This window comes from Citrobacter sp. CtB7.12, from assembly GCF_001297795.1.
In the GTDB taxonomy this organism is placed as follows: Bacteria; Pseudomonadota; Gammaproteobacteria; order Enterobacterales; family Enterobacteriaceae; genus Citrobacter_A; species Citrobacter_A amalonaticus.
In genome coordinates this window covers 41,926-65,165 of the sequence record NZ_LIFT01000006.1, presented here as the reverse complement: position 1 = coordinate 65,165, position 23,240 = coordinate 41,926, and the positions used below count along the sequence as shown (strand labels likewise).

General features: G+C 56.0%; 18 protein-coding genes. 9 read left to right on the top strand and 9 right to left on the bottom strand.

Features of this window, described 5'->3' with window-relative positions:
• Positions 1–76: 76 nt before the first annotated feature.
• The 6 genes from AOY24_RS09555 (at position 77) to csiE (ending at position 7,287) form a co-directional block, all read left to right on the top strand.
• Positions 77–1,585 (top strand): sugar ABC transporter ATP-binding protein, encoded by a 1,509-nt coding sequence (locus AOY24_RS09555; protein ID WP_044264914.1) that lies wholly within the window; start codon positions 77–79, stop codon positions 1,583–1,585.
• Positions 1,578–2,567, top strand: coding sequence for an ABC transporter permease (locus tag AOY24_RS09550; RefSeq protein ID WP_044253103.1), 990 nt, complete (start codon positions 1,578–1,580; stop codon positions 2,565–2,567). Before AOY24_RS09555 ends, AOY24_RS09550 begins: the two co-directional genes overlap by 8 nt.
• 1 nt (position 2,568) lies before the next feature.
• Positions 2,569–3,522, top strand: a complete 954-nt coding sequence (locus AOY24_RS09545; protein ID WP_054176539.1) for an ABC transporter permease — start codon at positions 2,569–2,571, stop codon at positions 3,520–3,522.
• Between the two features lie 16 nt (positions 3,523–3,538).
• Positions 3,539–5,176 (top strand): FGGY-family carbohydrate kinase, encoded by a 1,638-nt coding sequence (locus AOY24_RS09540; protein WP_042999809.1) that lies wholly within the window; start codon positions 3,539–3,541, stop codon positions 5,174–5,176.
• Positions 5,173–5,772: an SIS domain-containing protein gene (locus AOY24_RS09535; RefSeq protein ID WP_044264916.1), complete on the top strand. Its 600-nt coding sequence runs from the start codon at positions 5,173–5,175 to the stop codon at positions 5,770–5,772. Before AOY24_RS09540 ends, AOY24_RS09535 begins: the two co-directional genes overlap by 4 nt.
• Positions 5,773–6,006: 234 nt before the next feature.
• Positions 6,007–7,287, top strand: a complete 1,281-nt coding sequence (csiE, locus tag AOY24_RS09530; protein ID WP_042999807.1) for a stationary phase inducible protein CsiE — start codon at positions 6,007–6,009, stop codon at positions 7,285–7,287.
• Here csiE and AOY24_RS09525 read toward each other — a convergent pair.
• The 4 genes from AOY24_RS09525 to AOY24_RS09510 form a co-directional block, all read right to left on the bottom strand.
• Positions 7,279–8,418 (bottom strand): 3-phenylpropionate MFS transporter, encoded by a 1,140-nt coding sequence (locus tag AOY24_RS09525; RefSeq protein WP_042999806.1) that lies wholly within the window; start codon positions 8,416–8,418, stop codon positions 7,279–7,281. The genes csiE and AOY24_RS09525 overlap by 9 nt on opposite strands.
• Positions 8,419–8,506: 88 nt before the next feature.
• On the bottom strand, positions 8,507–9,349 hold the full coding sequence (locus AOY24_RS09520; protein WP_042999805.1) for an aldose 1-epimerase: 843 nt from the start codon (positions 9,347–9,349) through the stop codon (positions 8,507–8,509).
• Positions 9,349–10,788 carry a sugar porter family MFS transporter gene (locus AOY24_RS09515; RefSeq protein WP_054176538.1) on the bottom strand — a complete coding sequence of 480 codons (1,440 nt, stop codon included), beginning with the start codon at positions 10,786–10,788 and terminating at the stop codon, positions 9,349–9,351. Before AOY24_RS09515 ends, AOY24_RS09520 begins: the two co-directional genes overlap by 1 nt.
• Before the next feature lie 70 nt (positions 10,789–10,858).
• On the bottom strand, positions 10,859–14,125 hold the full coding sequence (locus AOY24_RS09510; RefSeq protein WP_054176537.1) for a DUF5107 domain-containing protein: 3,267 nt from the start codon (positions 14,123–14,125) through the stop codon (positions 10,859–10,861).
• 113 nt (positions 14,126–14,238) lie between these two features.
• Between AOY24_RS09510 and AOY24_RS09505 the strand changes: the two genes are divergently transcribed.
• Together AOY24_RS09505 and AOY24_RS09500 are read left to right on the top strand one after the other, a co-directional pair.
• Positions 14,239–15,432, top strand: coding sequence for an ROK family transcriptional regulator (locus AOY24_RS09505; protein ID WP_044327568.1), 1,194 nt, complete (start codon positions 14,239–14,241; stop codon positions 15,430–15,432).
• Positions 15,433–15,507: 75 nt separating this feature from the next.
• Entirely contained in the window at positions 15,508–15,930 is a 423-nt protein-coding gene (locus AOY24_RS09500; protein ID WP_042999801.1) for a DoxX family protein, read from the top strand.
• 48 nt (positions 15,931–15,978) lie between these two features.
• On the opposite strand, the gene glyA is transcribed toward AOY24_RS09500, so the two are convergent.
• Positions 15,979–17,232, bottom strand: a complete 1,254-nt coding sequence (gene glyA / locus AOY24_RS09495) for a serine hydroxymethyltransferase (protein WP_042999800.1) — start codon at positions 17,230–17,232, stop codon at positions 15,979–15,981.
• A gap of 327 nt (positions 17,233–17,559) precedes the next feature.
• Here glyA and hmpA point away from each other — a divergent pair, with 327 nt between their 5' ends.
• Positions 17,560–18,750: an NO-inducible flavohemoprotein gene (gene hmpA, locus AOY24_RS09490; RefSeq protein WP_044253124.1), complete on the top strand. Its 1,191-nt coding sequence runs from the start codon at positions 17,560–17,562 to the stop codon at positions 18,748–18,750.
• Positions 18,751–18,846: 96 nt separating this feature from the next.
• Here hmpA and glnB read toward each other — a convergent pair whose 3' ends face one another.
• Genes glnB through qseE form a run of 4 tightly spaced genes read right to left on the bottom strand, consistent with a single transcriptional unit; the run spans position 18,847 to position 22,763 of the window.
• Positions 18,847–19,185 carry a nitrogen regulatory protein P-II gene (glnB, locus tag AOY24_RS09485; RefSeq protein ID WP_012906673.1) on the bottom strand — a complete coding sequence of 113 codons (339 nt, stop codon included), beginning with the start codon at positions 19,183–19,185 and terminating at the stop codon, positions 18,847–18,849.
• 60 nt (positions 19,186–19,245) lie between these two features.
• The gene (gene glrR / locus AOY24_RS09480) at positions 19,246–20,580 is read right to left on the bottom strand and encodes a two-component system response regulator GlrR (RefSeq protein WP_086512879.1); all 1,335 of its coding nucleotides are present in this window, start codon (positions 20,578–20,580) and stop codon (positions 19,246–19,248) included.
• Entirely contained in the window at positions 20,580–21,311 is a 732-nt protein-coding gene (gene qseG, locus AOY24_RS09475; protein ID WP_044253128.1) for a two-component system QseEF-associated lipoprotein QseG, read from the bottom strand. Before qseG ends, glrR begins: the two co-directional genes overlap by 1 nt.
• Before the next feature lie 21 nt (positions 21,312–21,332).
• The gene (qseE, locus tag AOY24_RS09470) at positions 21,333–22,763 is read right to left on the bottom strand and encodes a two component system sensor histidine kinase QseE/GlrK (protein ID WP_054176536.1); all 1,431 of its coding nucleotides are present in this window, start codon (positions 22,761–22,763) and stop codon (positions 21,333–21,335) included.
• Positions 22,764–23,240: the final 477 nt, after the last annotated feature.

Here is a 23,240-nt window from a genome sequence, read left to right as displayed (position 1 = left end):
ACGCCGACCGTCTGGTCGGCGCTACCAACAGGCTTAACACTCTGCGCCCGTCAGGGCGCTCGCAGGGGTATTGTCCATGACAGACACCACCGCATTTATCACTCTTGAGAATATCAGCAAGCAATTCCCGGGCGTGCTGGCGCTGGATAATGTGAATCTGACGCTGAAAAAAGGCGAAGTTCACTGTCTGGCAGGACAGAACGGTTGCGGTAAAAGCACCATTATTAAAGTGATTTCCGGAGTCTATCAGCCGGAAAAAGGAGCGCAGATCCTGCTGGATGGCAAACTGTTTCACCAGTTGTCACCACAGCTCTCTTCGCATTACGGCATCCAGGTTATCTATCAGGATTTATCCCTCTTTCCTAACTTCAGCGTGGCGGAGAATATTGCCGTCAACCGCTACCTGCCCGGCGGCGACATTTGGGTGCGGCGCGGTACGATGAAGCAACAGGCGCTGGCGGCAATGAAGCGGATTGGCGTCAGCATCGATCCCGATAAAAAAGTGGAAAAACTCTCCATTGCCGACCGTCAGCTCGTCGCGATTTGTCGCGCCATTGCCGCCGACGCGCGTCTGGTGATTATGGACGAACCCACCGCTTCCCTGACGCGCCAGGAGGTCAACGGCCTGCTGCGCGTGGTCAACGAACTGAAAGCCGACGGGATTTGCGTGGTGTTCGTCAGCCACCGTCTCGATGAGGTGATGGAAGTGGCGGACCGCATCAGCGTAATGCGCGACGGCAAACTGGTGGGGACGTATCCCGCCAGCGAACTCGACAGCCATGAACTGGCATTCCTGATGACCGGTCAACGCTTCCACTACAGTCCGCTGCCGGAAAAACCGCCGGTTGAGCAGGAGCCAATGCTGGAACTGCGCAACCTGAGCCGCAAAGGAAAATATCAGGACATCAACCTGTCGCTGCGCAGCGGTGAGATCGTGTCAATTGTCGGCCTGCTTGGTGCAGGCCGCACCGAGCTCTGCCTGAGTCTGTTTGGCATGACGCATCCGGACAGCGGGGAAATTCGCATTAACGGGAAACCGGTTCAACTGCGCAACAACCATGACGCAATCAGACACGGGATCGGCTATGTCTCAGAAGATCGCCTGACCCAGGGGCTGATCATGGAACAGTCGATCTACGACAACACGATTGTCACGGTCTTTGACAAACTGCATACCCGCAGCGGCCTGCTCGATCACGGTAAAGCCAAAACGCTGGTCGCCGATCTGATCCGTGAACTGAACATTAAAGTTTCCGATCCGCAGTTGCCGGTCAAAACGCTCTCCGGCGGCAACGCCCAGCGTATCGCCATCGCCAAATGGGTGGCGACCCAACCGCATATCCTGATCCTGGACTCCCCAACGGTGGGGGTTGATATCGCCAACAAAGAGGGGATCTACCAGATCGCCCGCAATCTAGCGGAACAAGGCATGGCGGTGCTGATGATTTGCGATGAGATCCCGGAAGCGTATTACAACAGCCACCGCGTACTGGTCATGCGTCGCGGAAAGCTGGTTGCCGAGTTTAATCCGCATCGCTGTCGTGAAGAAGACATTGCAGAGGTGGTCGAGGTCATCCATGAATAACTTTCATCTCTCCCGTTTAATCGGGCACCATGAATTCTGGCTGGGCCTGCTGGTGATTGCGCTTGCCGTTGGGCTGAGCGTCAGCACTGACGAGTTCCTGTCACTCGGTAATCTGACGGACGTCGCCACCAGCTACGCCATTCTCGGTATTCTCGCCTGCGGGCTGTTTGTCGTGCTGATCTCCGGCGGAATCGATATTTCGTTCCCGGCGATGACGGCGATAGCGCAGTACGCGATGGCAAGCTGGGTGATCGCCCACGGCGGCAACTTTCTGCTGGCGCTGACCATCGCCATCGCCGTCGGGTTATTGCTCGGGCTGATTAACGGCTTCCTGGTCTACTGGCTGCGCGTGCCCGCTATCATCATCACCATCGCCACGCTTAACGTCTATTACGGTCTGCTGGTTTACGCCACCAAAGGCACCTGGCTGTACGGCTTCCCGGACTGGTTCATGAACGGTATCAACTGGTTCTCGTTCACCGCGGCAGATGGCTATGACTACGGTATTACCCTGCCGTTACTGTGTCTGGCGGCAGTGATCGTCTTCACCGCTATCCTGATGAACTACACCCGTCTCGGTCGCCAGATTTACGCGATGGGCGGTAACCGTGACGCCGCCTCCCGCCTCGGGCTGAATCTGTTGAAACTGCATTTCTATGTCTACGGCTACATGGGTATTCTGGCCGGCGTCGCCGCCGTCGTGCAGGCGCAGATCACCCAGTCCGTAGCGCCAAACTCGCTGCTCGGTTTTGAGCTGACGGTGCTGGCGGCGGTGGTGCTCGGCGGCACCAGCATGAGCGGCGGTCGGGGCACATTGACCGGAACGCTGCTGGGGGTGATTCTGCTGGCCTTTTTGCAAAACGGTCTGACGCTGCTCAGCGTCTCCTCGTACTGGCACACCGTTTTCAGCGGCATCATTATCCTGGTCAGCATCAGCGCCACCGCGTGGAACGAAAAACGCAAACTGGCAAGGGAGCTTTGAGATGAAAGCGTTCGCAAGAGTATTACCCGGTGATGCCATCATCCGCCTGCAGTGCGTGATTATTATCGTCGTCACCGTCGTCTTCTCAGCGCTGTTGGGCACTCGCTTTTTCAGCGTCGCAAACTTCCAGTCCATCGGCTCACAGTTACCGATCCTCGGCATGCTGGCGCTGGGAATGGGGATGACCATGCTGACGGGCGGCATTAACCTGTCGATTATTGCCGGTGCCAACGCCTGTTCGCTGGTGATGGCGGCGGTCATCGTCAGCCATCCGGACAACCCGTTGTTCCTCGCACTGGCGCTGCTGGCCGGTGCAGCGGTCGCCGTGGCGATAGGGACACTGAACGGCGCGCTGATCGCCTGGGTTGGCGTGTCACCGATCCTCGCCACGCTCGGCACCATGACGCTGATCTCCGGGCTGAACATTTTGCTCTCTAACGGCACGGTGATTTCTGGCTTCCCGGCAGCAATTCAGTACCTCGGCAACGCCACCCTCGCAGGTATTCCCGTGGCTCTGCTGCTGTTCATCGTGGTTGCGGTGCTGCTGTGGGTATTGCTGGAACACACCACGCTCGGGCGTAGTCTTTATCTGATGGGGTCCAACGAACAGGCGACCCGCTACAGCGGCGTGAATACCGTTCGGGTGCAGATTTCCGTCTACGTCATTTCCGCCCTGCTCGGCTGGGTGGCCGCAATCTTAATGATGGCGAAATTCAACTCGGCGAAGGCCGGATACGGTGAGTCTTATCTGCTGGTCACTATTCTCGCCTCGGTGCTGGGCGGCATCAATCCGGACGGCGGATTTGGCCGTATCATCGGCCTGGTGCTGGCGCTGATTGTGCTGCAAATGCTGGAAAGCGGCTTTAACTTGCTGGGGATCAGTAGCTATCTGACGATGGCGCTTTGGGGCGCGGTACTCATCCTCTTTATCGCATTACAGAATCGTAGAGCCTGATTTCAGGAGAAAAATTATGGCGAGTTACTTTATTGGTGTGGATGTAGGAACCGGCAGCGCTCGCGCAGGGGTGTTTGATCTCAACGGCAGAATGGTCGGCCAGGCCACTCGCGCGATTGAAATTTACCGCCCGCAGGCCGATTTCGTCGAGCAGTCGTCCGATAACATCTGGCAGGCTGTCTGCAACGCGGTTCGTGATGCCATTAATCAGTCCGATATCAACCCCATTCAGGTGAAAGGGTTGGGATTTGACGCCACCTGTTCGCTGGTGGTGCTGGATAAGGAGGGCAAACCGCTGACCATCAGCCCTTCCGGGCGCAGCGAGCAAAACATCATCGTGTGGATGGATCACCGCGCCATCACCCAGGCCGAGCGCATCAACGCGATGCACCATCGGGTGCTGGACTACGTAGGCGGGATCATCTCCCCGGAAATGCAAACGCCGAAACTGCTGTGGCTGAAACAGCATATGCCTAACACCTGGGCCAACGCGGGCTACTATTTTGATTTACCCGACTTCCTGACCTGGCGCGCCACCGGCGACGACACGCGTTCACTGTGTTCCACGGTGTGCAAATGGACCTACATGGGCCATGAAGACAAGTGGGATGCCAGCTACTTCCGGGAGATCGGACTGGAAGATCTGCTGGAACACGATGCGGCAAAAATTGGTCGCTATGTGAAAACGATGGGCGAACCGCTTGGTCACGGACTGACTCAGCGCGCCGCCAGTGAAATGGGGTTGATTCCAGGCACTGCCGTCAGCGTGTCGATCATTGATGCCCATGCGGGTACCCTCGGCACGCTTGGCGCCTGCGGTGTCTCTGGCGAAGTCGCTGACTTTGACCGTCGCGTTGCCCTGATTGGTGGAACCTCTACCGGGCACATGGCGATCTCAAAAGAGCCTCGCTTTATTGGCGGCGTCTGGGGTCCTTACTATTCCGCCGTGTTGCCGGAATACTGGCTCAATGAAGGCGGACAGTCCGCGACCGGCGCGCTGATCGACCACATTATTCAGTCGCACCCTTGTTACGATACGCTGCTGGCGCAAGCCAAAGCGCAGGGGCAAACCATTTATGAAGTGCTGAACGCGCTGCTGCGTAAAATGGCAGGCGAGCCGGAGAATATCGCCTTCCTGACCCGTGATATTCATATCCTGCCCTACTTCCACGGCAACCGTTCACCGCGCGCCAATCCGACGCTGACCGGGGCGATCAGTGGGCTGAAGCTTTCCCGCACGCCGGAAGACATGGCGCTGCACTATCTGGCAACCATTCAGGCCATCGCGTTGGGTACGCGTCACATCATTGAAACCATGAACCAGAGTGGGTACAGCATCGACACTATCATGGCCAGCGGCGGCGGCACCAAGAACCCTATCTTTGTGCAGGAACATGCCAATGCCACTGGTTGCGCCATGCTACTTCCGGAAGAGAGCGAAGCGATGCTGCTCGGTGGCGCAATGATGGGCACCATCGCCGCTGGCGTGTTCGAAACCTTCCCGGAAGCAATGTCGGCCATGAGCCGGATAGGTAAAACGGTCACCCCGCAGACCAATCGCATTAAGCAGTATTACGACCGTAAATATCAGGTGTTCCACGAGATGTATCAGGATCACATGAAGTACCGTCAGTTGATGCAGGGGGATGCATGAGTAGCCCATGGCAACAGGCCACCGATACCTGGACCCTCTACAGTGAGGCGCTGGCCGGTCTGGGTCAGCATTTGAGCGAACCGGTCTGGAATGCATTAATGACGGAATTGCGCGAATGTCGGGGAAAAATCGTGGTCACCGGCGTCGGCACCTCTGGCATTGCGGCGCGTAAAATCGCCCACATGCTCTCCTGCGTTGAGCGCCCGGCGATCTACCTCAACGCCACCGATGCCGCGCACGGCGATCTCGGTTTTTTACGCGCTGACGATCGGATGATTTTACTCTCGCGCGGCGGTAACTCTGACGAGCTCACGCGCTTATTGCCAGGCCTTGCGGCGCGCAACGTGCCGATTATCAGCGTTACGGAAAACGCGAATTCCGCCATTGCAAAGGCCGCCCGGCTGGTGATTTCCACCGGCGTCCAGCGCGAGGCGGATCCGCTGAACATGCTGGCGACCACCTCCATCATGCTGGTGATTGCGATCTTTGATGCTGCCTGCGCCTGCCTGATGAGTGAAAGCGGCTATACCAGAGAAACGCTGCTGGCCGTGCATCCGGGTGGGGATGTCGGGTTAACCCTGCGACAGGATCGTTAATCCATTAATAACCTTTCAGCCTCGTCTCCCCTGGCGAGGCTTTTTACTGCACAATCTGAAGATAAAAACGCGGAAAATCCTAATAATGCGCTGCGTTAAACTCTCTTACGCGGTTGCACACGTGAAAAATTCTGTGACCTCTCCCTGCATTCCTGACGCAAAACATTTCATTCGTAATGGCTATGGAAAAACTTTAGCTATTCTTATCTAACATACCTAAGGGAGATCCGACAGATGATGACAACGCTTGCTCCGCCATCTGTACTTTCTGCTCCCCAGCGCCGTTGCCAGGTTTTGCTGACGCTTTTCCAGCCGGGGCAGATTGCCACCGCGGAAATGTTCAGTGCGCTAAATGGTGTCGATGATACTGTTGCCCGTGAGGATATTGTCGAAACGGGACTGGAGATCCAACGCTATCATCGACTTAGCATTAGCACTGGTCCGAATGGGTGCTACCGGATCGAAGGTACCGCGCTTAACCAACGCCTCTGCCTCTTACACTGGCTCAGACGCGGCCTGCGTTTGTGTCCGGCGTTCATTAATCAACACTTTGCCCCCGCCCTCAAAATTGAGCTAAAACAGCGGGGGATCCTGCGCACGCTGTATGACGATACCAATCTGCATGCGCTGATTAACCTTTGTGCGCGTCGTCTGCAAAAGCCGTTCGAGTGCCGGGACATCCAGTTCCTGCGCCTCTATCTGCAATATTGTCTGTTGCAACATCATGCGGGGATCTCGCCGGAATTCAATCCCGTCCAGCAGCGCTGGGCGCAGTCCTGCGCCGAATACGCGTTAGCGCAGGAGATTGGCCGTCACTGGCAGCGTCGTGTCCGGCAGGATGCGCCATTAACGGAATCGCTGTTTATGGCACTGCTGTTTTCGATGGTCCGCATCCCGGACCCGATTCGCGATAACCATCAGCAGAACCGGCGGTTGCGTCTGGCGATCGCCCGCCTGATCCTGCGTTTTCGCGAAATGGGCGCGGTGCGTTTTAACGACGAGCAGGGGCTAAACGATCAGCTCTATATCCATCTGTCCCAGGCGCTGAACCGCTGCCTGTTTTCGATTGGCATCGATAACACCTTGCCGGAAGAGTTCGCCCGCCTCTATCCGCGTCTGATGCGTACCACCCGCGATGCGTTACGCGGGTTTGAAGAAGAGTATGCCGTTGAGTTTTCTGAAGAAGAGACGGGACTGGTGGCGGTGATTTTTGGCGCATGGCTGATGCAGGATAATGACCTGCATGAGAAACAGGTCGTCTTACTGACCGGTGATAATCCGCAACTGGAGCAGCAGATAGAACAACAACTGCGTGAACTGACGCTACTGCCGCTGAACATCAAGCCATTGCCGATGCGAACTTTCCAGCAGGAAGGCTCACCGCGCGGCGTGGCGCTGATTGTTACCCCTTACGCCACGCTGCTGCCGCTCTTTTCACCCCCGTTGATTCATGCGGATCAGGCGCTAACGCCACATCAGCAGCAGCAGATCCGCAAGATGCTGGAATCAGGCTGAAGCGGCCACTTTTGGCCGCAGTACCATAGCCGGCAACGCCACCAGCGCCATCACCCAGAAGACGCCGTTGCCCAGATTCTGGTACAGGAAGCCAGCAAACACGGTCATGATGGCAATGCTGCCGCCCATCGCCACAGCAGAATAGACCGCCTGCAGACGAATGACTTCGCTTCCCTGACGCGCCGCAATATAACGCATCGCCGCCAGGTGGCAGACGGTAAAGGTGCCACAATGGAGGATCTGCACCACAATCAGCCACGGCAGCGCCGTCGTCCAGCCCATCAGTCCCCAGCGAATCACACCGCAGATAGCGGAGAGCAGTAACAGATCGCGGGCGCTAAAGCGGCGGAACAGCTTATTGCTCAGGGCGAAGATAATCACTTCTGCCACCACGCCGAGCGACCAGAGATAGCCGACCGCCGACGCGGAATACCCCGCCCCCTGCCAGTAAATAGCGCTAAAACCGTAGTAGGCGGCATGCGCCCCCTGCAACAGACAGACGCAGGCCAGAAAGCGCCAGCTTTGTGTGACCAGCGAACGCCAGGCGGGCCAGCCAGCGCTCTCCTGGTGACGGTTTTCCCCTTTGGGCAACACGCTGGGGCGAATCAGCATTCCCAGCAACATTGAGGCGACACCCAGCGTAAGCAGCGCCAGAATCGCCCGGTAATCAAACAGGCTGACCAGTTTGCCGGTTAGCGCCGAACCAATCACAAACGCGACCGATCCCCACAGACGCACCCGTCCATAATCCATGGTGATCTGCTTTTGCCAGGTATTCGCCAGCGCGTCCGTGAGCGGCACCAGCGGCGAGAAGAAGAGGTTAAAGCCGACCATCACCACCATCAGCCAGGCGACATGGGTTCCGGCCCAGAAGGCCAGCGCAAAGATCAGCGTCAGTAGCGCCAGAATGCGTAACGCGGAGATCAGCCGTGATGGATCGCTGACCCGCGGGGCAATGATCAAACTGCCAAGAAAACGGGCGACCAGACCAGCGCCCAATAAGAGGCCGATCGTCTCCGGCGTGAGGCCAAGCCCTTTAAGCCAGACGCTCCAGAAGGGAAGAAAAATCCCGTAGCTAAAAAAATAGGTGAAGTAACCGAGCGCCAGCCAGCGCGTGGAGTGCAAAGACATGATCCCCTCCCGTGTGGAGGCGATAGTCTGGCGATAAACGCAGGCTGGCGCAAGTGAACATTAACAGCAACATAACAACGTTTTGCCGCTAATCAACGCGAATCTCCATCGCGAAACGGCACTGTTCTCCAGAGCCTAACATCCGTAATCCCGGCTGCCCCGGCATGTGGTGGGCATTCACCGGATGCGTCTGCGGTTCCAGACAAAGAAATGACTCACCCGGCATTCTGAATAGCATAAGCCAGGGAGTTTGCGCAGAAATCGTGACGCGCATCACATTACGTTGAACGATCGCCTGCCCACTCCAGCCGGAATACCCCACATTTAACCAGCGATCCGCGCCATACTGCGCCCTGGTAAAATCAGCCTCCGTCGGCAGTTCACTCTGCCAGGCCAGCGGCAAATGGTGCTCGCCTTCCGGCCAGTAACCGCTGGCAGAAAACTGCACGGTGCTTCGCGCATCAAAGACAAAAAACGGGTGGAAACCGCAGCCGTACAGCATGGGGCGCTTGCCCAGATGAGCGATCGTCAGCGACGCCCTGAATACTGACGCGTCAAGCACATACTGCAGTTCCGCCTGATAATCATAGCCACATGCCAGTTGACTGCGCAGACGCAGCGAACAGCTATCATCGGTCGCCGCCGTCACTTCCCAGCGTTTAAGCCAGCCGTCACCGTGCAGGAAAAACGCGTCGTCGACCTCATATAACGGCAATTGCACCTCGGTTCCGCGCTGGCTGAAGCGGTTACCGGCCACGCGATTGGCAACCGGCAGCATCGGAAACAGCCCGCCATCACCGGCGGTTTTTCCCTCGCTTTCGCGTAGAACCGGTTGTTGATGTTGTAACGAAAACAGCGACAACAGCGCGCCGCCCTGAGGATCCACGCGCATCCGCAGATGCGCGTTATGCAGCGTCAGCGGCGTGGTCATCAGCGCACGCTTTTTGGCTGTGCCGACGGACTGGCTTTCAAATGTCTCGCCGCCAGTTGTTCTTCCAGCGCTTCCAGCGTTACGCCTTTGGTTTCCGGTACATTACGCAGCACATACACATATCCCATTGCGCAAATCACGCCGTAGAGCAGGAAACTCCCGGCGGCACCCAGCCCGGCATTGAGCAGCGGGAAGGTATAGGTCAACAGGAAACAGGCAATCCACAGCGCCAGCGTACCCAGCGACATCGCCAGCCCGCGCACGCGGTTAGGAAAGATTTCAGACAGCAGCACCCAGGTGACCGGTGCCAGCGTCAGGGCATAAATGGCAATGGCCGCCAGCACCAGAACCAGCACCGGCCAGCCCATAATCCCCATCCCGTAGGCACCGGCAATCAACACATAAATCACCGTCAGGCCGGATGCGCCGAACAGCATCAGCTTGCGCCGGCCAATTTTGTCCACCAGCGGCAGTGCGGCGAGGGTAAAGACCAGGTTGATAATGCCGGTAGCAACGATCGATTTCAGCGTACCGTTGATGTCGAAACCGGCAGAGGCGAAAATCTCCTGCGCGTAGTTAAAGATCACGTTGATCCCACACCACTGCTGGAAGACCGCCAGCACCATGCCGATGATCACGATCGGTTTGATCTGCGGTTGCAGCAGCGTTGACCATGCGACTCTGTGATTATCTTTGAGCAGCGTGTGTTCGATCTCTTTTAGCGTCTGTCCGGCGTACTCCGCAGAGCCAATGCGTAGCAGCATGGCACGCGCACGCTCCGGTTTACCCGCCTTCACCAGCCAGCGTGGGGATTCCGGGACGAAAAACATCAGCACCAAAAACGCCAACGCGGGAACCAGTTCTGCGCCAAACATCCAGCGCCAGCCCATCTGCCCGTTCCAGCTCTCAACAATCGCCTGCTGTGTCGCCCCTGTGGCAACGGGTTCAGCGATCATCAGGTTGATCAGTTGCGCCGCCAGAACGCCAATGACAATGGTCAACTGGTTCACCGCCACAAAACGTCCGCGTTTTTCCGCCGGACTGACTTCAGCGATGTACAGCGGACTGAGCGCTGACGCCAGGCCAATCCCGACGCCGCCAACGATGCGGTAAATCACGAACATGTCGAAGTTGCTGGCAACGGCGGTTCCCCATGCCGAGGCGCTGAACAGAATAGCAGAGAGGATGAGCGGCATTTTTCGGCCAAATTTATCGGCGCACCAGCCCGAAATCAACGCGCCAAAAATACAGCCCACCAGCGCGGAGCTCATCGCCCAGCCCGACTGCGCCGGATCGGTTATCGAGAAGTACGCTTCATAAAAAGGCTTTGCCCCACCAATCACCACCCAGTCGTAGCCAAACAGCAAACCACCACAGGCTGCGACCAGACAGATAGTCCAGACGTAGCCGATTTTCAAATGTGTCTGCGCGTTATTCATTATGATTCCTCTTTCAGGGAAACGCAGGGAACAGTAGGTTTCCGGTGGCGTTACCGCCACCGGTTCAGGGTTAGTGCAATAACTCCAGTCTGATGACATGGCGCACAAGCAGAGCTTTGTCATGCGCCGGGTTCTGTTGCAGAAGTACGTCAAGCGCCTGCTGGCAGGCGGATAAATCCCCAAGCCCCAGATGCCCCAACGCGGTAATAAACAGGCAGTGCTGCTGGTGCTTTGCCTCCGCCGGCGTATCGAGCACCACCAGATCCGGTAATGAGACGGCGAAGAAATCCACCTCCGGCACGTGGTCGCGTTGTGATGTCACCCATTGCAGGAAGCTGTGGAAAAGCTGCTCTGCATCGTCACGTTCACCCAACTGTTTCAGCGCCATGCCCTGCCAGAAGAGATAGTCCACGGGCTGATCGTTGTAGTAGCGTCCGGCATCCAGCGTGCTTCCACCACGGGTGGCGCGGGCAAAGTAACGATGCGCTTCGTCATGATATCCCTGACGCTGAGCGCAATAGCCCAACAGATACCAGATATCGTTATCGGTTTGTCCGGGTAAGCGCCCTTCCCCCAGGTTATGCGGATAGATCAGCGCCTGTTGTAGCAGACTGACTGCGTCGGAGAATTCCTCTTTGCCAATCGCCGCCAGCGCCCGGTGCATCTGGTTCAGCAGGTACTGCCCGGTCGCTTTCCCTTCGCCCCCTTCCCAGGGGTGGAATACGCGCTCGCTAAGCACCTTCGCGGCATCATCGTAGTGGCCCAGTCCGTTCCACAGGCTGAGCAACTCCACGATTAAATCGTCACGCAGGAACACCACCGCCTTACGCGATTCCAGCTGTTGCAGACGCTGTTCAGCAGGCGTCGCCAGGAGTTTATTGAGGTAATCCAGTTCAAACAGGAAGCGGGCGTTATCAGGTTCCAGCGCCACGGCCTGTGACAAATACTGGTGTGCCCTGGCGGCATCGTGCTGTTTGTTCCACGCATAAATCCCCAGCAGACGGTGCACAGGCGCAAATTCAGGCTCCTGTTGCAGGGTAAATTGCCAGCAGGTAAGCGCCTCTTCGTAGCGGCGTTTGCTGTACCAGAAGCAGCCCAACAGATAGCGGGCGTAAGCACTATGCTCCAGCGTTTGCAGCATCTGTACTTCGTCGAGGGTATTCGGGAAACGTACCCGGTTAGGCAGGCAAGCACGCGCCTGGGCGATGAACGGCTGCGGATGGTCGCTCAGCGACGCCCGCCACAGCAACGGCAGCGTTTCCTGACTGTCCAGCAGTTCCAGCAGTTCGCGGGCTGCAGCTTTTTGACCGAAAGAGAGTAGCCATCCTGCCAGTTCGCAGGCGTTAGTACCTCGGCGACCGGTAATGGTGATAAGCGCCGTTTTCGACGGTTCATCCCGGCATATCGCCCAGCGGGCATAGTGCAGCACGTAGCTAAGCGGATAGTCATTACGCTGCTGCTCGATGTACTTCAGCGCCTCAGACGTGCGCCCCAGTTCTGCCAGTACCAGCGCTTTCAGTCCCATCGCCAGATTGTTGCTGCCGTTAAAGCGCAAACTCTGCGTTACTTTTGCCAGTGCATCTGCATGATCGCCACGCGCCATCGCAAGCCGGGCCAGTGCCCAGAAGGCCGCGTCGCGACAGTTTCCGCTCCAGCTCGCCTTGTAGTAATGATCCCAGGCCTGCTGGCAATCGCCCTGGCGCTCCCGCGCAGCGGCTAACAGCATACTGGCTTCGCCATCGCGCGGGTTTTTGTTCAGGTGATGCGCCCGCGCTAATGCCGCTTTCGCGCAGCGTTCAGCTTGCGCCCAGTCAGCCTGGTTCAATGCCAGCGTCCCCAGTGCAACGTTGTTGCGGTAATCCAGCGGATCTATTTCCAGCGCCCGGCGATAGTAATCCCCGGCGTAACGACTGGCGTGGTTGTACTGCTCCAGATGCTGACCGATAAAGTAAAGTTCATCAGTGTTAGATAATGCCTCCGGCTGTGCCGGGGCCGTTGCCGCCGAGGGCAGCGGCAAATCGTCAGCAATATGCTCTTCGTATTGCAGCAATGTCTGACCGTCGTGACGGGTGACCGTCATGGTGATCCGCGCATAGCCCGAATCGACAAGCGTCGTTAGCCAGCTTTTCCCCGGTGCCAGCGTCAGCGTGGTTTCGAAGAAAGGCGCGCCGTCTGCACTGAGCGTCACTTGCACATCCTGCAATGGCGCAACCGCATAGACACCAACGGACAGCTGGCTTTCATCACGCACCAGTCGCAACGCCAGGTCGATACTGGCGTTTTGCACCATTCCTAATTCACTGTATGGCAGGAAGTTCTGGACGAATACCTTCTCTTCATAAGGTGCAAGCCAGGTGAAATCCGGCTGGTTGTCGGTAAACACCCCGGTCATTAATTCGATGTACGGGCCATTCTCATCGGTCAGGTTACGATCCCAGGCCACGCCAAAATCCCCGTAGCCCCAGCTCCACTGCTTTTTCCCCGGCGAGATGTGATGATCGGCAACATGGAGCAACCCGCCGCGCTCACCGTGATGCCAGGCACCGACAAAATCATAGTCCGATTTTTCCGCCATGTACGAAGTCGGCACCGGCACATTCTTATAGCGGGAGATATCCACCCCTGCCGAGTAGTCAACTTTGTAATAGGTGCCCGTGGCGATCGGAAAAGCGGAGACATCGCGCTTGCCGTGATCGAACACCGCCGTGACATCAGGCGGGAACACGCTTTGATGATCGTCGCCGCCCTTCACCGCCGGGTTCGCCCACCATAAAAAATGACGTGGCGTGGCGTTGCCGTTGAAGACTTTACCGGTGATTTCTATCAACGCGCGATCCGGGTAGAGGGTGAATCCAGTCATCACCTGCAGACCGCGCATCGGCTCCACTTCACCCATCCAGACGGTTTGTTCGCCGTGTTCCCCTGCCCGCTGTGTAAAATCTACCGGCATAAAAGTGGTGGGGCGATGGTGCTGCGGCCAGTTAAATTCGATACCGCCGGAGATCCACGGCCCCAGCAGGCCAACCAGCGCAGGCTTCACCACTTCGTTGTAATAGACAAAATCGCGCTGCTGCACTTTGTCATACGCACGGTGAATACGCCCCCCCAGTTCGGGCAGCAGCATGACGCGGATAAAATCGTTTTCCATCCACACGGCCTGGTAATCGCGCATCTCGCGCTTGCCGGTCAGGGTGTCGATCACACCGTAGGGGTAAACCGCACCTGAGGAGCCCTGATAAACCCGTTTTTCCAGAAACATCGGGTTCGGATCTTCCTCACCCACTGTCCAGGTCGGTAGTGAGAGGGTTTCCTGCCAGACCTTAACTGAACCGTACATGCTGCCTCCACTCAATAAACAAAAGTAAAATGTCATCTTGTGGCTATTGTGTGGCAGTTAACTGGCGGTAAAATGCGCAATGCTCACGCAATATAGTTAAGGGAGTTAAGTGTATGCAGCGTTCGGGATTCAATAACGCCCGTGTCAGACAGGCGAATAAACAGATCTTCCTGTCGCATTTGTGGCGCGAAAAGCAGCTCAGTAAATCGCAGCTGGCGCAGCTCACCGGCCTGTCGATTCCGGCGGTGAGTAACATTCTTGAAGAATTGCTGGACGAAGGGCGGCTGTGCCACTCCCGTGAAACGCTGAGCCAGCGCGGGCTCAGCAGCGGGAGTTTTCATCTGCCGGTACAGGGCGCGTGGACGCTGTGCATGAACGTCACCCCGACCAGTCTGACCAGCCAGCTGGCCGATGCGCGTCTGGTGGCGGTTGGCGACTGGCAGCATGAGGTGATTAACGCCGCGACGCCTGACGCGCTGCTTGCCGCAATAGCCAACCACTGGCGGCGCTGGCGTCAGCGCTATCCCGACACCACGATCAACCTCGCGCTGGGCGTCCACGGTCAGGTGGATCCGATCACCGGTGCATCGAAAACGATGCCACAGGCGCCGTGGAAAACGCCGGTGGAAATCAAGTATCTGCTGGAGGAACGACTCGGTATACAGGTCCGCCTCGACAACGACTGCGTGATGCTGGCACTGGCGGAAAAGTGGCAAAACCCGGCGGCCAACGAGGACTTCTGCGTGATTAACGTCGATTACGGCATTGGCTCATCGTTCGTCATTCACGACAATATCTGGCGCGGTAGCCTGTACGGCAGCGGTCAGATTGGGCATACCATTGTTAACCCCGACGGGATCGCCTGCGACTGCGGTCGTTACGGCTGTCTGGAAACCGTCGCCTCCCTGAGCGCGCTGAAAAAGCAGGCCAGAGTCTGGATGAAGGCGCAGCCAGTGCCGGGAAGGGATCCGGAAACGCTGACCACGGATTTACTGATCGACGCCTGGCGCAAGGGTGATGTACGCATTCAGGCATGGGTGGAACATGCCGCCAGCGCGATTGGTTTAAGCCTGTATAACTTTCTTAATATCCTGAATATCAACCAGATCTGGCTGTACGGACGCAGTTGCGCCTTTGGTGAATCCTGGCTCAATACGCTACGGCAACAGACGGGGTTTAACCCTTTCGATCACGGCGATAACCCGCGGGCGAAAGCGACGCAAATTAGCGTTGGCACGCTGACCCGCGCCCAGCAACTGATGGGCATTGGCTATCTGTACGTGGAGTCGCAACTGAACGAAATATAAGCTTATGGCGCGAATGGCGAGGCTCGGGGTTGTGTAGTAGTTTTAAAGTACATTACTCATGCTAATGAGCCTGCTATGAACACGTTACGTTATTTTGATTTTGGAGAATCACGCCATCTGTTTTTATTGATTGCCCGTATTGCGCTGGCAATTCTGTTTATTATTTTTGGCTTTCCTAAACTGACAGGGTTCGACGGTACCGTACAATATATGACGTCTCTCGGTACCCCTGCGCCGATGCTTGCTGCGATCATTGCCGTTGTTATGGAGGTTCCGGCAGCGATACTGATTGTGCTGGGCTTTTTCACGCGTCCACTGGCGGTTATTTTCGTTTTCTATACGCTGGGTACCGCCGTGATCGGTCATCACTTCTGGAATATGACCGGTGATGCGGTGGGACCGAATATGATTAACTTCTATAAGAATGTCAGTATCGCAGGCGGTTTCCTGCTACTGGCGCTGACAGGGCCGGGCGCGATTTCCATTGACCGGCGCTAAAAAGGAAAAAGGCCGCATCGGCGGCCTTTTGCTTGCAGCAAAACGGAATTATGCGTAAACCGGGAAGCGTGCGCAGATATCCAGAACTTTCCCTTTGATGCGCTCGATTACCGCTTCATCATTGATGTTGTCCAGCACATCACACATCCAGCCCGCCAGCTCTTTCGCTTCCGCTTCTTTAAAGCCGCGACGCGTAATGGCCGGAGAACCGATACGGATACCGGAAGTGACGAACGGGCTCTTCGGATCGTTCGGCACGCTGTTTTTGTTCACGGTGATATTGGCACGACCCAGTGCGGCGTCAGCTTCTTTACCGGTCAGGTTTTTGTCCACCAGATCCAGCAAGAACAGGTGGTTTTCAGTACCGCCGGACACCACTTTGTAGCCACGGTTCAGGAACACTTCCACCATCGCTTTGGCGTTTTTCGCAACCTGCTGCTGGTAGACTTTGAACTCTGGCTCCATCGCTTCTTTCAGTGCAACCGCTTTACCGGCAATCACGTGCATCAACGGGCCGCCCTGCGCGCTTGGGAAAACGGCAGAGTTCAGTTTTTTGTACAGCTCTTCATCACCGCCTTTCGCCAGGATCAGGCCGCCGCGCGGACCCGCCAGGGTTTTGTGGGTGGTGGTGGTCACAACGTGTGCATGCGGAACCGGGTTCGGGTAAACGCCTGCGGCAATCAGACCCGCAACGTGGGCCATATCAACGAACAGGTACGCACCGATGCTGTCAGCGATTTCACGCATTTTTGCCCAGTCAACCACGCCGGAATAAGCTGAGAAGCCACCGATGATCATTTTCGGTTTGTGCGTCTGCGCCAGTTGCGCCATCTCTTCGTAGTCAATTTTACCGGACTCATCGATACCGTAAGGTACGATGTTGTACAGTTTGCCAGAGAAGTTCACCGGAGAGCCGTGAGTCAGGTGGCCGCCTTGCGCCAGGTTCATACCCAGAACGGTATCACCGGGTTGCAGCAGCGCGGTGTAGACCGCGAAGTTAGCCTGAGAGCCGGAGTGCGGCTGTACGTTAGCGTAGTCTGCGCCAAACAGTTCTTTGGCGCGATCAATCGCCAGTTGCTCAACGATATCGACGTATTCGCAGCCGCCGTAGTAGCGCTTGCCCGGATATCCTTCAGCGTATTTGTTAGTCAGCTGAGAGCCCTGCGCCTGCATGACACGCGGACTGGTGTAGTTTTCGGAGGCGATCAGTTCGATGTGCTCTTCCTGACGTACTTTTTCCTGCTCCATAGCCTGCCACAGTTCGGCATCATAATCGGCAATGTTCATTTCACGCTTTAACATCCGCATCTCCTGACTCAGCTAACGATAGAATTTTTGGCCTTAAAAGGCGGTCCTGTTGGACAACGGGCAACAGTATAACTGAATCATTCTGTGATAACAGGTCTTGACAAAGGAATTTACGCAAACGATTACCTTCACAGGACACAAGGCTTTGCGGAATGAAGACCTTACGAATTTCAACGGATTTCTTTTCAGGTTTGTGATGCAGATTTTTCACGTTGTAACGTTTAACACGTCAAGCGTCAAAGAACCATTTACAAAGCAGGGATATTTTTTATAAGATGTATTTGACATACATCATTAAAGATTCACATAAAGGAAGACCGTATGCTTGACGCCCAAACCATCGCCACTGTAAAAGCCACCATTCCCCTGCTGGTAGAAACCGGCCCCAAACTGACCGCCCATTTTTACGATCGCATGTTCGCTCATAACCCTGAACTCAAAGAAATTTTTAACATGAGCAACCAGCGTAATGGCGATCAGCGTGAAGCCCTGTTTAATGCCATTGCCGCTTATGCCAGCAATATTGAGAATCTGCCTGCCCTGCTGCCTGCAGTTGAGAAAATCGCCCAAAAGCACACCAGCTTTCAGATAAAACCTGAGCAGTACAACATTGTCGGTACGCACCTGCTGGCAACCCTCGACGAAATGTTCAGTCCAGGCCAGGACGTGCTGGATGCGTGGGGCAAAGCCTACGGCGTGTTGGCGAATGTCTTTATCAACCGCGAAGCGCAAATCTACAGTGAAAACGCCCGTAAAAACGGTGGCTGGGAAGGCACGCGTCCGTTCCGGATCGTGGCGAAAACCCCGCGCAGCGCACTGATTACCAGCTTTGAACTTGAACCGGTAGACGGCGGCACCGTGGCCGAATACCAGCCTGGCCAGTATCTTGGTGTCTGGCTGAAACCGGAAGGCTTCCCGCATCAGGAGATTCGTCAGTATTCTCTGACCCGTAAAGCGGATGGTAAAAGCTACCGTATTGCCGTGAAACGTGAAGAAGGCGGTCAGGTATCAAACTGGCTGCATAACCATGCGAACATCGGCGATGTCGTGCATTTGGCCGCACCTGCTGGCGATTTCTTTATGGCAGTCACCCCGAATACGCCGGTTTCCCTGATCTCTGCTGGCGTCGGTCAAACGCCCATGCTGGCAATGCTGGATACGCTGGCAAAAGCAAACCACACCGCGCAGGTCAACTGGTTCCACGCCGCAGAAAACGGCGACGTCCATGCGTTTGCCGATGAAGTGAGTGAACTGGGTAAAATGCTGCCACGCTTTAGCGCCCACACCTGGTATCGTGAGCCAACCGAAGCCGATCGCGCGAAAGGCGCGTTTGATAGCGTTGGGCTGATGGATTTGAACAAACTGGAAGGCGCAATCAGCGATCCGGCGATGCAGTTTTATCTGTGCGGTCCGGTGGGCTTTATGCAGTTTGCCGCGAAGCAGCTTGTTGAGCTGGGTGTGAAAAACGAAAACATTCATTACGAATGCTTCGGCCCGCATAAGGTCTTGTAATGATGTCATGCCTGATGGCGCTGTGCTTATCCGGCCTATAGGATGCAGGGCCGGATAAGGCGTTTACGCCACCATCCGGCATGCGCACGGCGCGGCTTAAATTGCCGCGTCGTCTTCTTCACCGGTACGGATACGCACCACGCGCGCCACATCAAAGACGAAGATCTTACCATCGCCGATTTTGCCCGTCTGCGCTGTGCGAATAATGGTATCCACGCAGGTTTCAACGATATCGTCTGGTACGACGATTTCAATTTTCACCTTCGGCAGAAAATCCACCATGTATTCCGCGCCGCGGTACAGCTCGGTATGCCCTTTCTGACGCCCAAAGCCTTTCACTTCGGTGACGGTCATCCCGGTAATACCGACTTCAGCCAGCGCTTCACGAACATCATCGAGCTTGAAGGGTTTAATAATCGCATCAATCTTTTTCATGCTAGTCCTTGAAAAGGTCGCCTGTCTTTTAATCGGGTAAACGTAACATATTACGCAACGTTATTCTTTGAAATCGTTTGCATCCAGCTCATGGCGTGACAGGAGTTTGTAGAACTCCGTCCGGTTACGGCCCGCCATTCTTGCCGCATGCGTCACATTGCCTTTGGTGATTTGCAGCAACTTGCGCAGATAGTTCAGTTCAAACTGGTTACGCGCTTCAACAAAAGTCGGCAGCGCGGTATTTTCCCCTTCCAGCGCCTGTTCCACCAGCGCATCGCTGATAACCGGCGAAGAGGTCAGCGCCACACACTGTTCAATCACGTTCACCAGTTGACGCACGTTGCCCGGCCAACTGGCGGTCATTAGCCGCTTCATTGCATCCGTCGAAAACGCCCGCACAAACGGCTTATGCCGCTCCGCCGACTGGCGCAGCAGATGATTTGCCAGCAGCGGAATATCTTCGGTCCGCTCCGCCAGCGCCGGGATCTTCAGACTTACCACGTTGAGGCGGTAGTATAAATCTTCACGAAACTCGCCGCGCGCCATGGCTTTCGGCAAGTCACGGTGGGTTGCCGAGATAATACGCACATCAATATCGATGTCGCGGTTGCTGCCAAGCGGTCTGACTTTGCGTTCCTGCAAGACGCGCAGCAGTTTGACCTGTAGCGGCGCGGGCATGTCGCCAATCTCGTCCAGGAACAGCGTCCCGCCTTCCGCCGCCTGAAACAGCCCCTCGCGGTTACTCACCGCGCCGGTAAACGCGCCGCGCGAGTGGCCGAATAACTCCGACTCCAGCAATTGTTCCGGTAGCGCCCCACAGTTGATGGCAATAAACGGTTTACTGCTTCGCGGGCTGGCATTGTGAATAGCCTGGGCGAAGATCTCTTTCCCGGTACCGCTCTGACCATTGATCAATACGCTGACGTCGGACTGTGCCACCATCCGCGCCTGCTCCAGCAGACGCAGCATCAGCGGGCTACGGGTAACAATCGATTCACGCCAGCTATCATCCGTGGCGGGTGCCGACTGCTCAAGCGCCTCGTCAATCGCCTGATACAGCGCATCTTTATCCACGGGTTTAGTCAGGAAGCTGAACACGCCCTTTTGCGTTGCCGCGACCGCATCCGGAATCGAACCGTGGGCGGTAAGAATGATGACCGGCATTCCCGGCTGCACCTTCTGGATCTCGCTGAACAGCTGCATGCCGTCCATCTCATCCATCCGCAGATCGCTTATCACCAGATCCACTTTTTCACGGTTCAAAACACGCAGCCCTTCTGCCCCGCTCTCTGCGGTCACCACGCTATAGCCTTCACTGGTCAGACGCATGCCCAGCAGTTTTAACAGGCCTGGATCATCATCCACGAGCAGTAAATGCGCCGGTTTACGACTCATTATGGGGTCACCTCATCTTGTGATGATTCCGGGGCTTGTCCCTCAGACTTGTCGCCGCCATGCGTCGCATCCGGATTGTAATTTCCCGCCGGTTTACGGGTGGAAAGCTGGCGCTCAATATCGGTCAGGTTCTCCAGTTTACGCGTGGTGAGATCGAGCTGTGCCTGAAGGTGCTGATGCTGCTGACGCAGCGTATCCAGATCGCCATCGGTCGTTTGCTGCAGTTTGCTGTAACGCTGGCGTTCTTCGGCGAGCTGGAGCTGTAACGACTGTCCGTCGCGCCAGACCTGATAAAGCGGGCGCACCTGCGCCGGGATCTGCGGGCTGAACGCATCCAGTCGCGAGACGTTTTCGCGACGCTCCAGCGGCGTAATTTTGGCATTCGCCAGCAAGATGCCGCGCTTAAAAGCGTTTTGCCAGCTGTCGTCACTCAGCGAGCGGGCCTCGCTGCGCGACTGCACCGGTAGCAGGCGATCTGCGCAGTCAATGGCGCGCAGCCAGTAAAGAGGGTTGGTATCCGTCGATTGCCCCTGCAATGCCCAGATATCAGTACACTCAACAGACAGATAATCCGCCAGTTGATACGTCGGGAGGGCATCCTGCGGCGCATCCCCGGTGATGTGCTTCACTGAATGCGGCGTACACCCCATCAGCGCAAGGCACGGCATTCCCGCCAGGATGAACTGGCGGGAGAATAGACGTTGGAAAATGTGAGAAAAAACGTGTGGCATATTCACCAGGCTTAGCATTATTTAGTCGTTTTTCGTTGCAGATAACGGCAGTTCTATGCGGAAGCAAACCTCTTGCGCCTGTTCATCGACAAGATAGAGCTCACCCTGCATACGGCGGATACAATCTCTGGCGATACTTAGCCCCAGTCCGCTCCCTTTCACTGCCCCTTTCCGTTGATGACTTCCCTGGAAAAAAGGTTCGAAAATCATAGTTCTTTCCGCTTCAGGAATAGGAGTTCCGGTGTTGATAACATCGATATACACGGTTGATCCCTGTAAGCGGCTGCGAATACGGATGTTACCGGATTCAGCCCCATAGTGCACCGCATTGGAATAAAGATTATCCAGTACGCTCATCAGTAACATCGGCTCGGCCAGGCAGCGATCGGCCGCCAGCGCAATGTCGGTATGCATCATTTTAGCGCGAGCCGGTAGACTATGAGCGGAAACCACCATATCTACCAGCGGTTCAATCTCCACGCTTTCCATTTCAATGGCGCTATCCGCCAGTTTGCGGTTGTAATCAAGTAGTTGTTCAATCAATTTTTGTAGGTTACGGCTACTGTCATCGAGAATGCCAACCACCTCTTTTTGTTCCGGCGTCAGTGGCCCCACTACCTGGTCCGCCAGCAGTTCGGTGCCTTCACGCATGCTGGCCAGCGGGGTTTTCAACTCATGGGAGAGATGGCGCAAAAATTGATGGCGTTGAGACTCCAGCCAGGAGAGGCGCTCGCTCAACCAGATGATCCGCTGCCCAACGGAACGCAGTTCGCGCGGTCCGGTAAAGGTGACGGTACTGCCCAGAGATCGCCCTTCCCCCAGACGATTGATCATCCGCTCAATGCCCTTTACCGGCCCGATAATCATCCGCGTGAACAACAGCACCATCGCCAGACTCACCAGAAACAATACCAGCGCCTGCCAGCCGAAGAACTGTCCACGCTCGGCAATCTCTTGTTGTAGCTGCTGCCCGCGTGAAAAAACCACGGTACGCGTCGCTTGCACCATTTCGGTATTGGCGTTGGCAAATGCTTCCAGTCGCGCGGCCGCGGCGGTTTCAGGCCCACTGTTCCGGCATTGCAGTTGCGCCAGGTCGTTCAGATCCTGACGTAACGCCTGATACAGCTTATCGTCAGGCAGAACACCCGCATGGGCGTCCAGCATTTCACTGTAGCGTTTGCGCTGGCTCTGATACACCTTTGCCAGCGTCGGATCGTCAAGCACGCAATACTGACGATAGCTACGCTCCATCTCCAGGGCGGCATTGGTCATCGCCTCACTGCGACGCGCATCGATAAGGGTAGTACGGTTAGTCTGCGCCGCCTGGGCGCTAAGCGCGTTCAGGCTTTGCCACGCCTGCCAGGCGAGGACCAGCAGCGGTAACAGGATCAGCAGGAATGCCAGCGTCACCAGTTGGCGTAGTGACCGGGGAAAAACAGACCAGCGCTTCAAGGCATTACTCTCACAGGAGATGAATAGAACGATGCTAACTGAGGGAAACGCCAGATACAACAAAGCCGGGCTGAACCCGGCTTTGTTATGGAATAAGGCGGTGCCTAACTCGACGTTTCGCCCGATGGTTGATAAAGCAGCGCTATTATCAGAAGTTGGACGGCAGGCACCTTGTTGTGCGTCATTCGAAGTTTATGTAGCACGTCCCGAAGGGGCTGACATAAGAAGGTGAATGAGCCACTGGTTACTATTATGCAGTAACTATGCCAACATTCAAAACAAATTATTAACACCATGAATTTAATTGTTTTTTATTGATAATTAATCGATTAATGCAGTGAACGACTTTCATACAAACTGTCGCCAATTAGCAACACCTTAAACGAAATGGATTTAGCCCCATAAAAATCAACAAGTTATATGTCTCTTTTTGGAGACACCCCTTGCGCGCATTTGTCGTGAATTCCCGACAGACCA

Excerpts from the sequence above, each read along its gene's own strand:
- AOY24_RS09555 (WP_044264914.1), top strand. The coding sequence starts at position 77 with ATGACAGACACCACCGCATTTATCACTCTTGAGAATATCAGCAAGCAA.
- AOY24_RS09550 (WP_044253103.1), top strand. The coding sequence starts at position 1,578 with ATGAATAACTTTCATCTCTCCCGTTTAATCGGGCACCATGAATTCTGG.
- AOY24_RS09545 (WP_054176539.1), top strand. The coding sequence starts at position 2,569 with ATGAAAGCGTTCGCAAGAGTATTACCCGGTGATGCCATCATCCGCCTG.
- AOY24_RS09540 (WP_042999809.1), top strand. The coding sequence starts at position 3,539 with ATGGCGAGTTACTTTATTGGTGTGGATGTAGGAACCGGCAGCGCTCGC.
- AOY24_RS09535 (WP_044264916.1), top strand. The coding sequence starts at position 5,173 with ATGAGTAGCCCATGGCAACAGGCCACCGATACCTGGACCCTCTACAGT.
- csiE (WP_042999807.1), top strand. The coding sequence starts at position 6,007 with ATGATGACAACGCTTGCTCCGCCATCTGTACTTTCTGCTCCCCAGCGC.
- AOY24_RS09525 (WP_042999806.1), bottom strand. The coding sequence starts at position 8,418 with ATGTCTTTGCACTCCACGCGCTGGCTGGCGCTCGGTTACTTCACCTAT.
- AOY24_RS09520 (WP_042999805.1), bottom strand. The coding sequence starts at position 9,349 with ATGACCACGCCGCTGACGCTGCATAACGCGCATCTGCGGATGCGCGTG.
- AOY24_RS09515 (WP_054176538.1), bottom strand. The coding sequence starts at position 10,788 with ATGAATAACGCGCAGACACATTTGAAAATCGGCTACGTCTGGACTATC.
- AOY24_RS09510 (WP_054176537.1), bottom strand. The coding sequence starts at position 14,125 with ATGTACGGTTCAGTTAAGGTCTGGCAGGAAACCCTCTCACTACCGACC.
- AOY24_RS09505 (WP_044327568.1), top strand. The coding sequence starts at position 14,239 with ATGCAGCGTTCGGGATTCAATAACGCCCGTGTCAGACAGGCGAATAAA.
- AOY24_RS09500 (WP_042999801.1), top strand. The coding sequence starts at position 15,508 with ATGAACACGTTACGTTATTTTGATTTTGGAGAATCACGCCATCTGTTT.
- glyA (WP_042999800.1), bottom strand. The coding sequence starts at position 17,232 with ATGTTAAAGCGTGAAATGAACATTGCCGATTATGATGCCGAACTGTGG.
- hmpA (WP_044253124.1), top strand. The coding sequence starts at position 17,560 with ATGCTTGACGCCCAAACCATCGCCACTGTAAAAGCCACCATTCCCCTG.
- glnB (WP_012906673.1), bottom strand. The coding sequence starts at position 19,185 with ATGAAAAAGATTGATGCGATTATTAAACCCTTCAAGCTCGATGATGTT.
- glrR (WP_086512879.1), bottom strand. The coding sequence starts at position 20,580 with ATGAGTCGTAAACCGGCGCATTTACTGCTCGTGGATGATGATCCAGGC.
- qseG (WP_044253128.1), bottom strand. The coding sequence starts at position 21,311 with ATGCCACACGTTTTTTCTCACATTTTCCAACGTCTATTCTCCCGCCAG.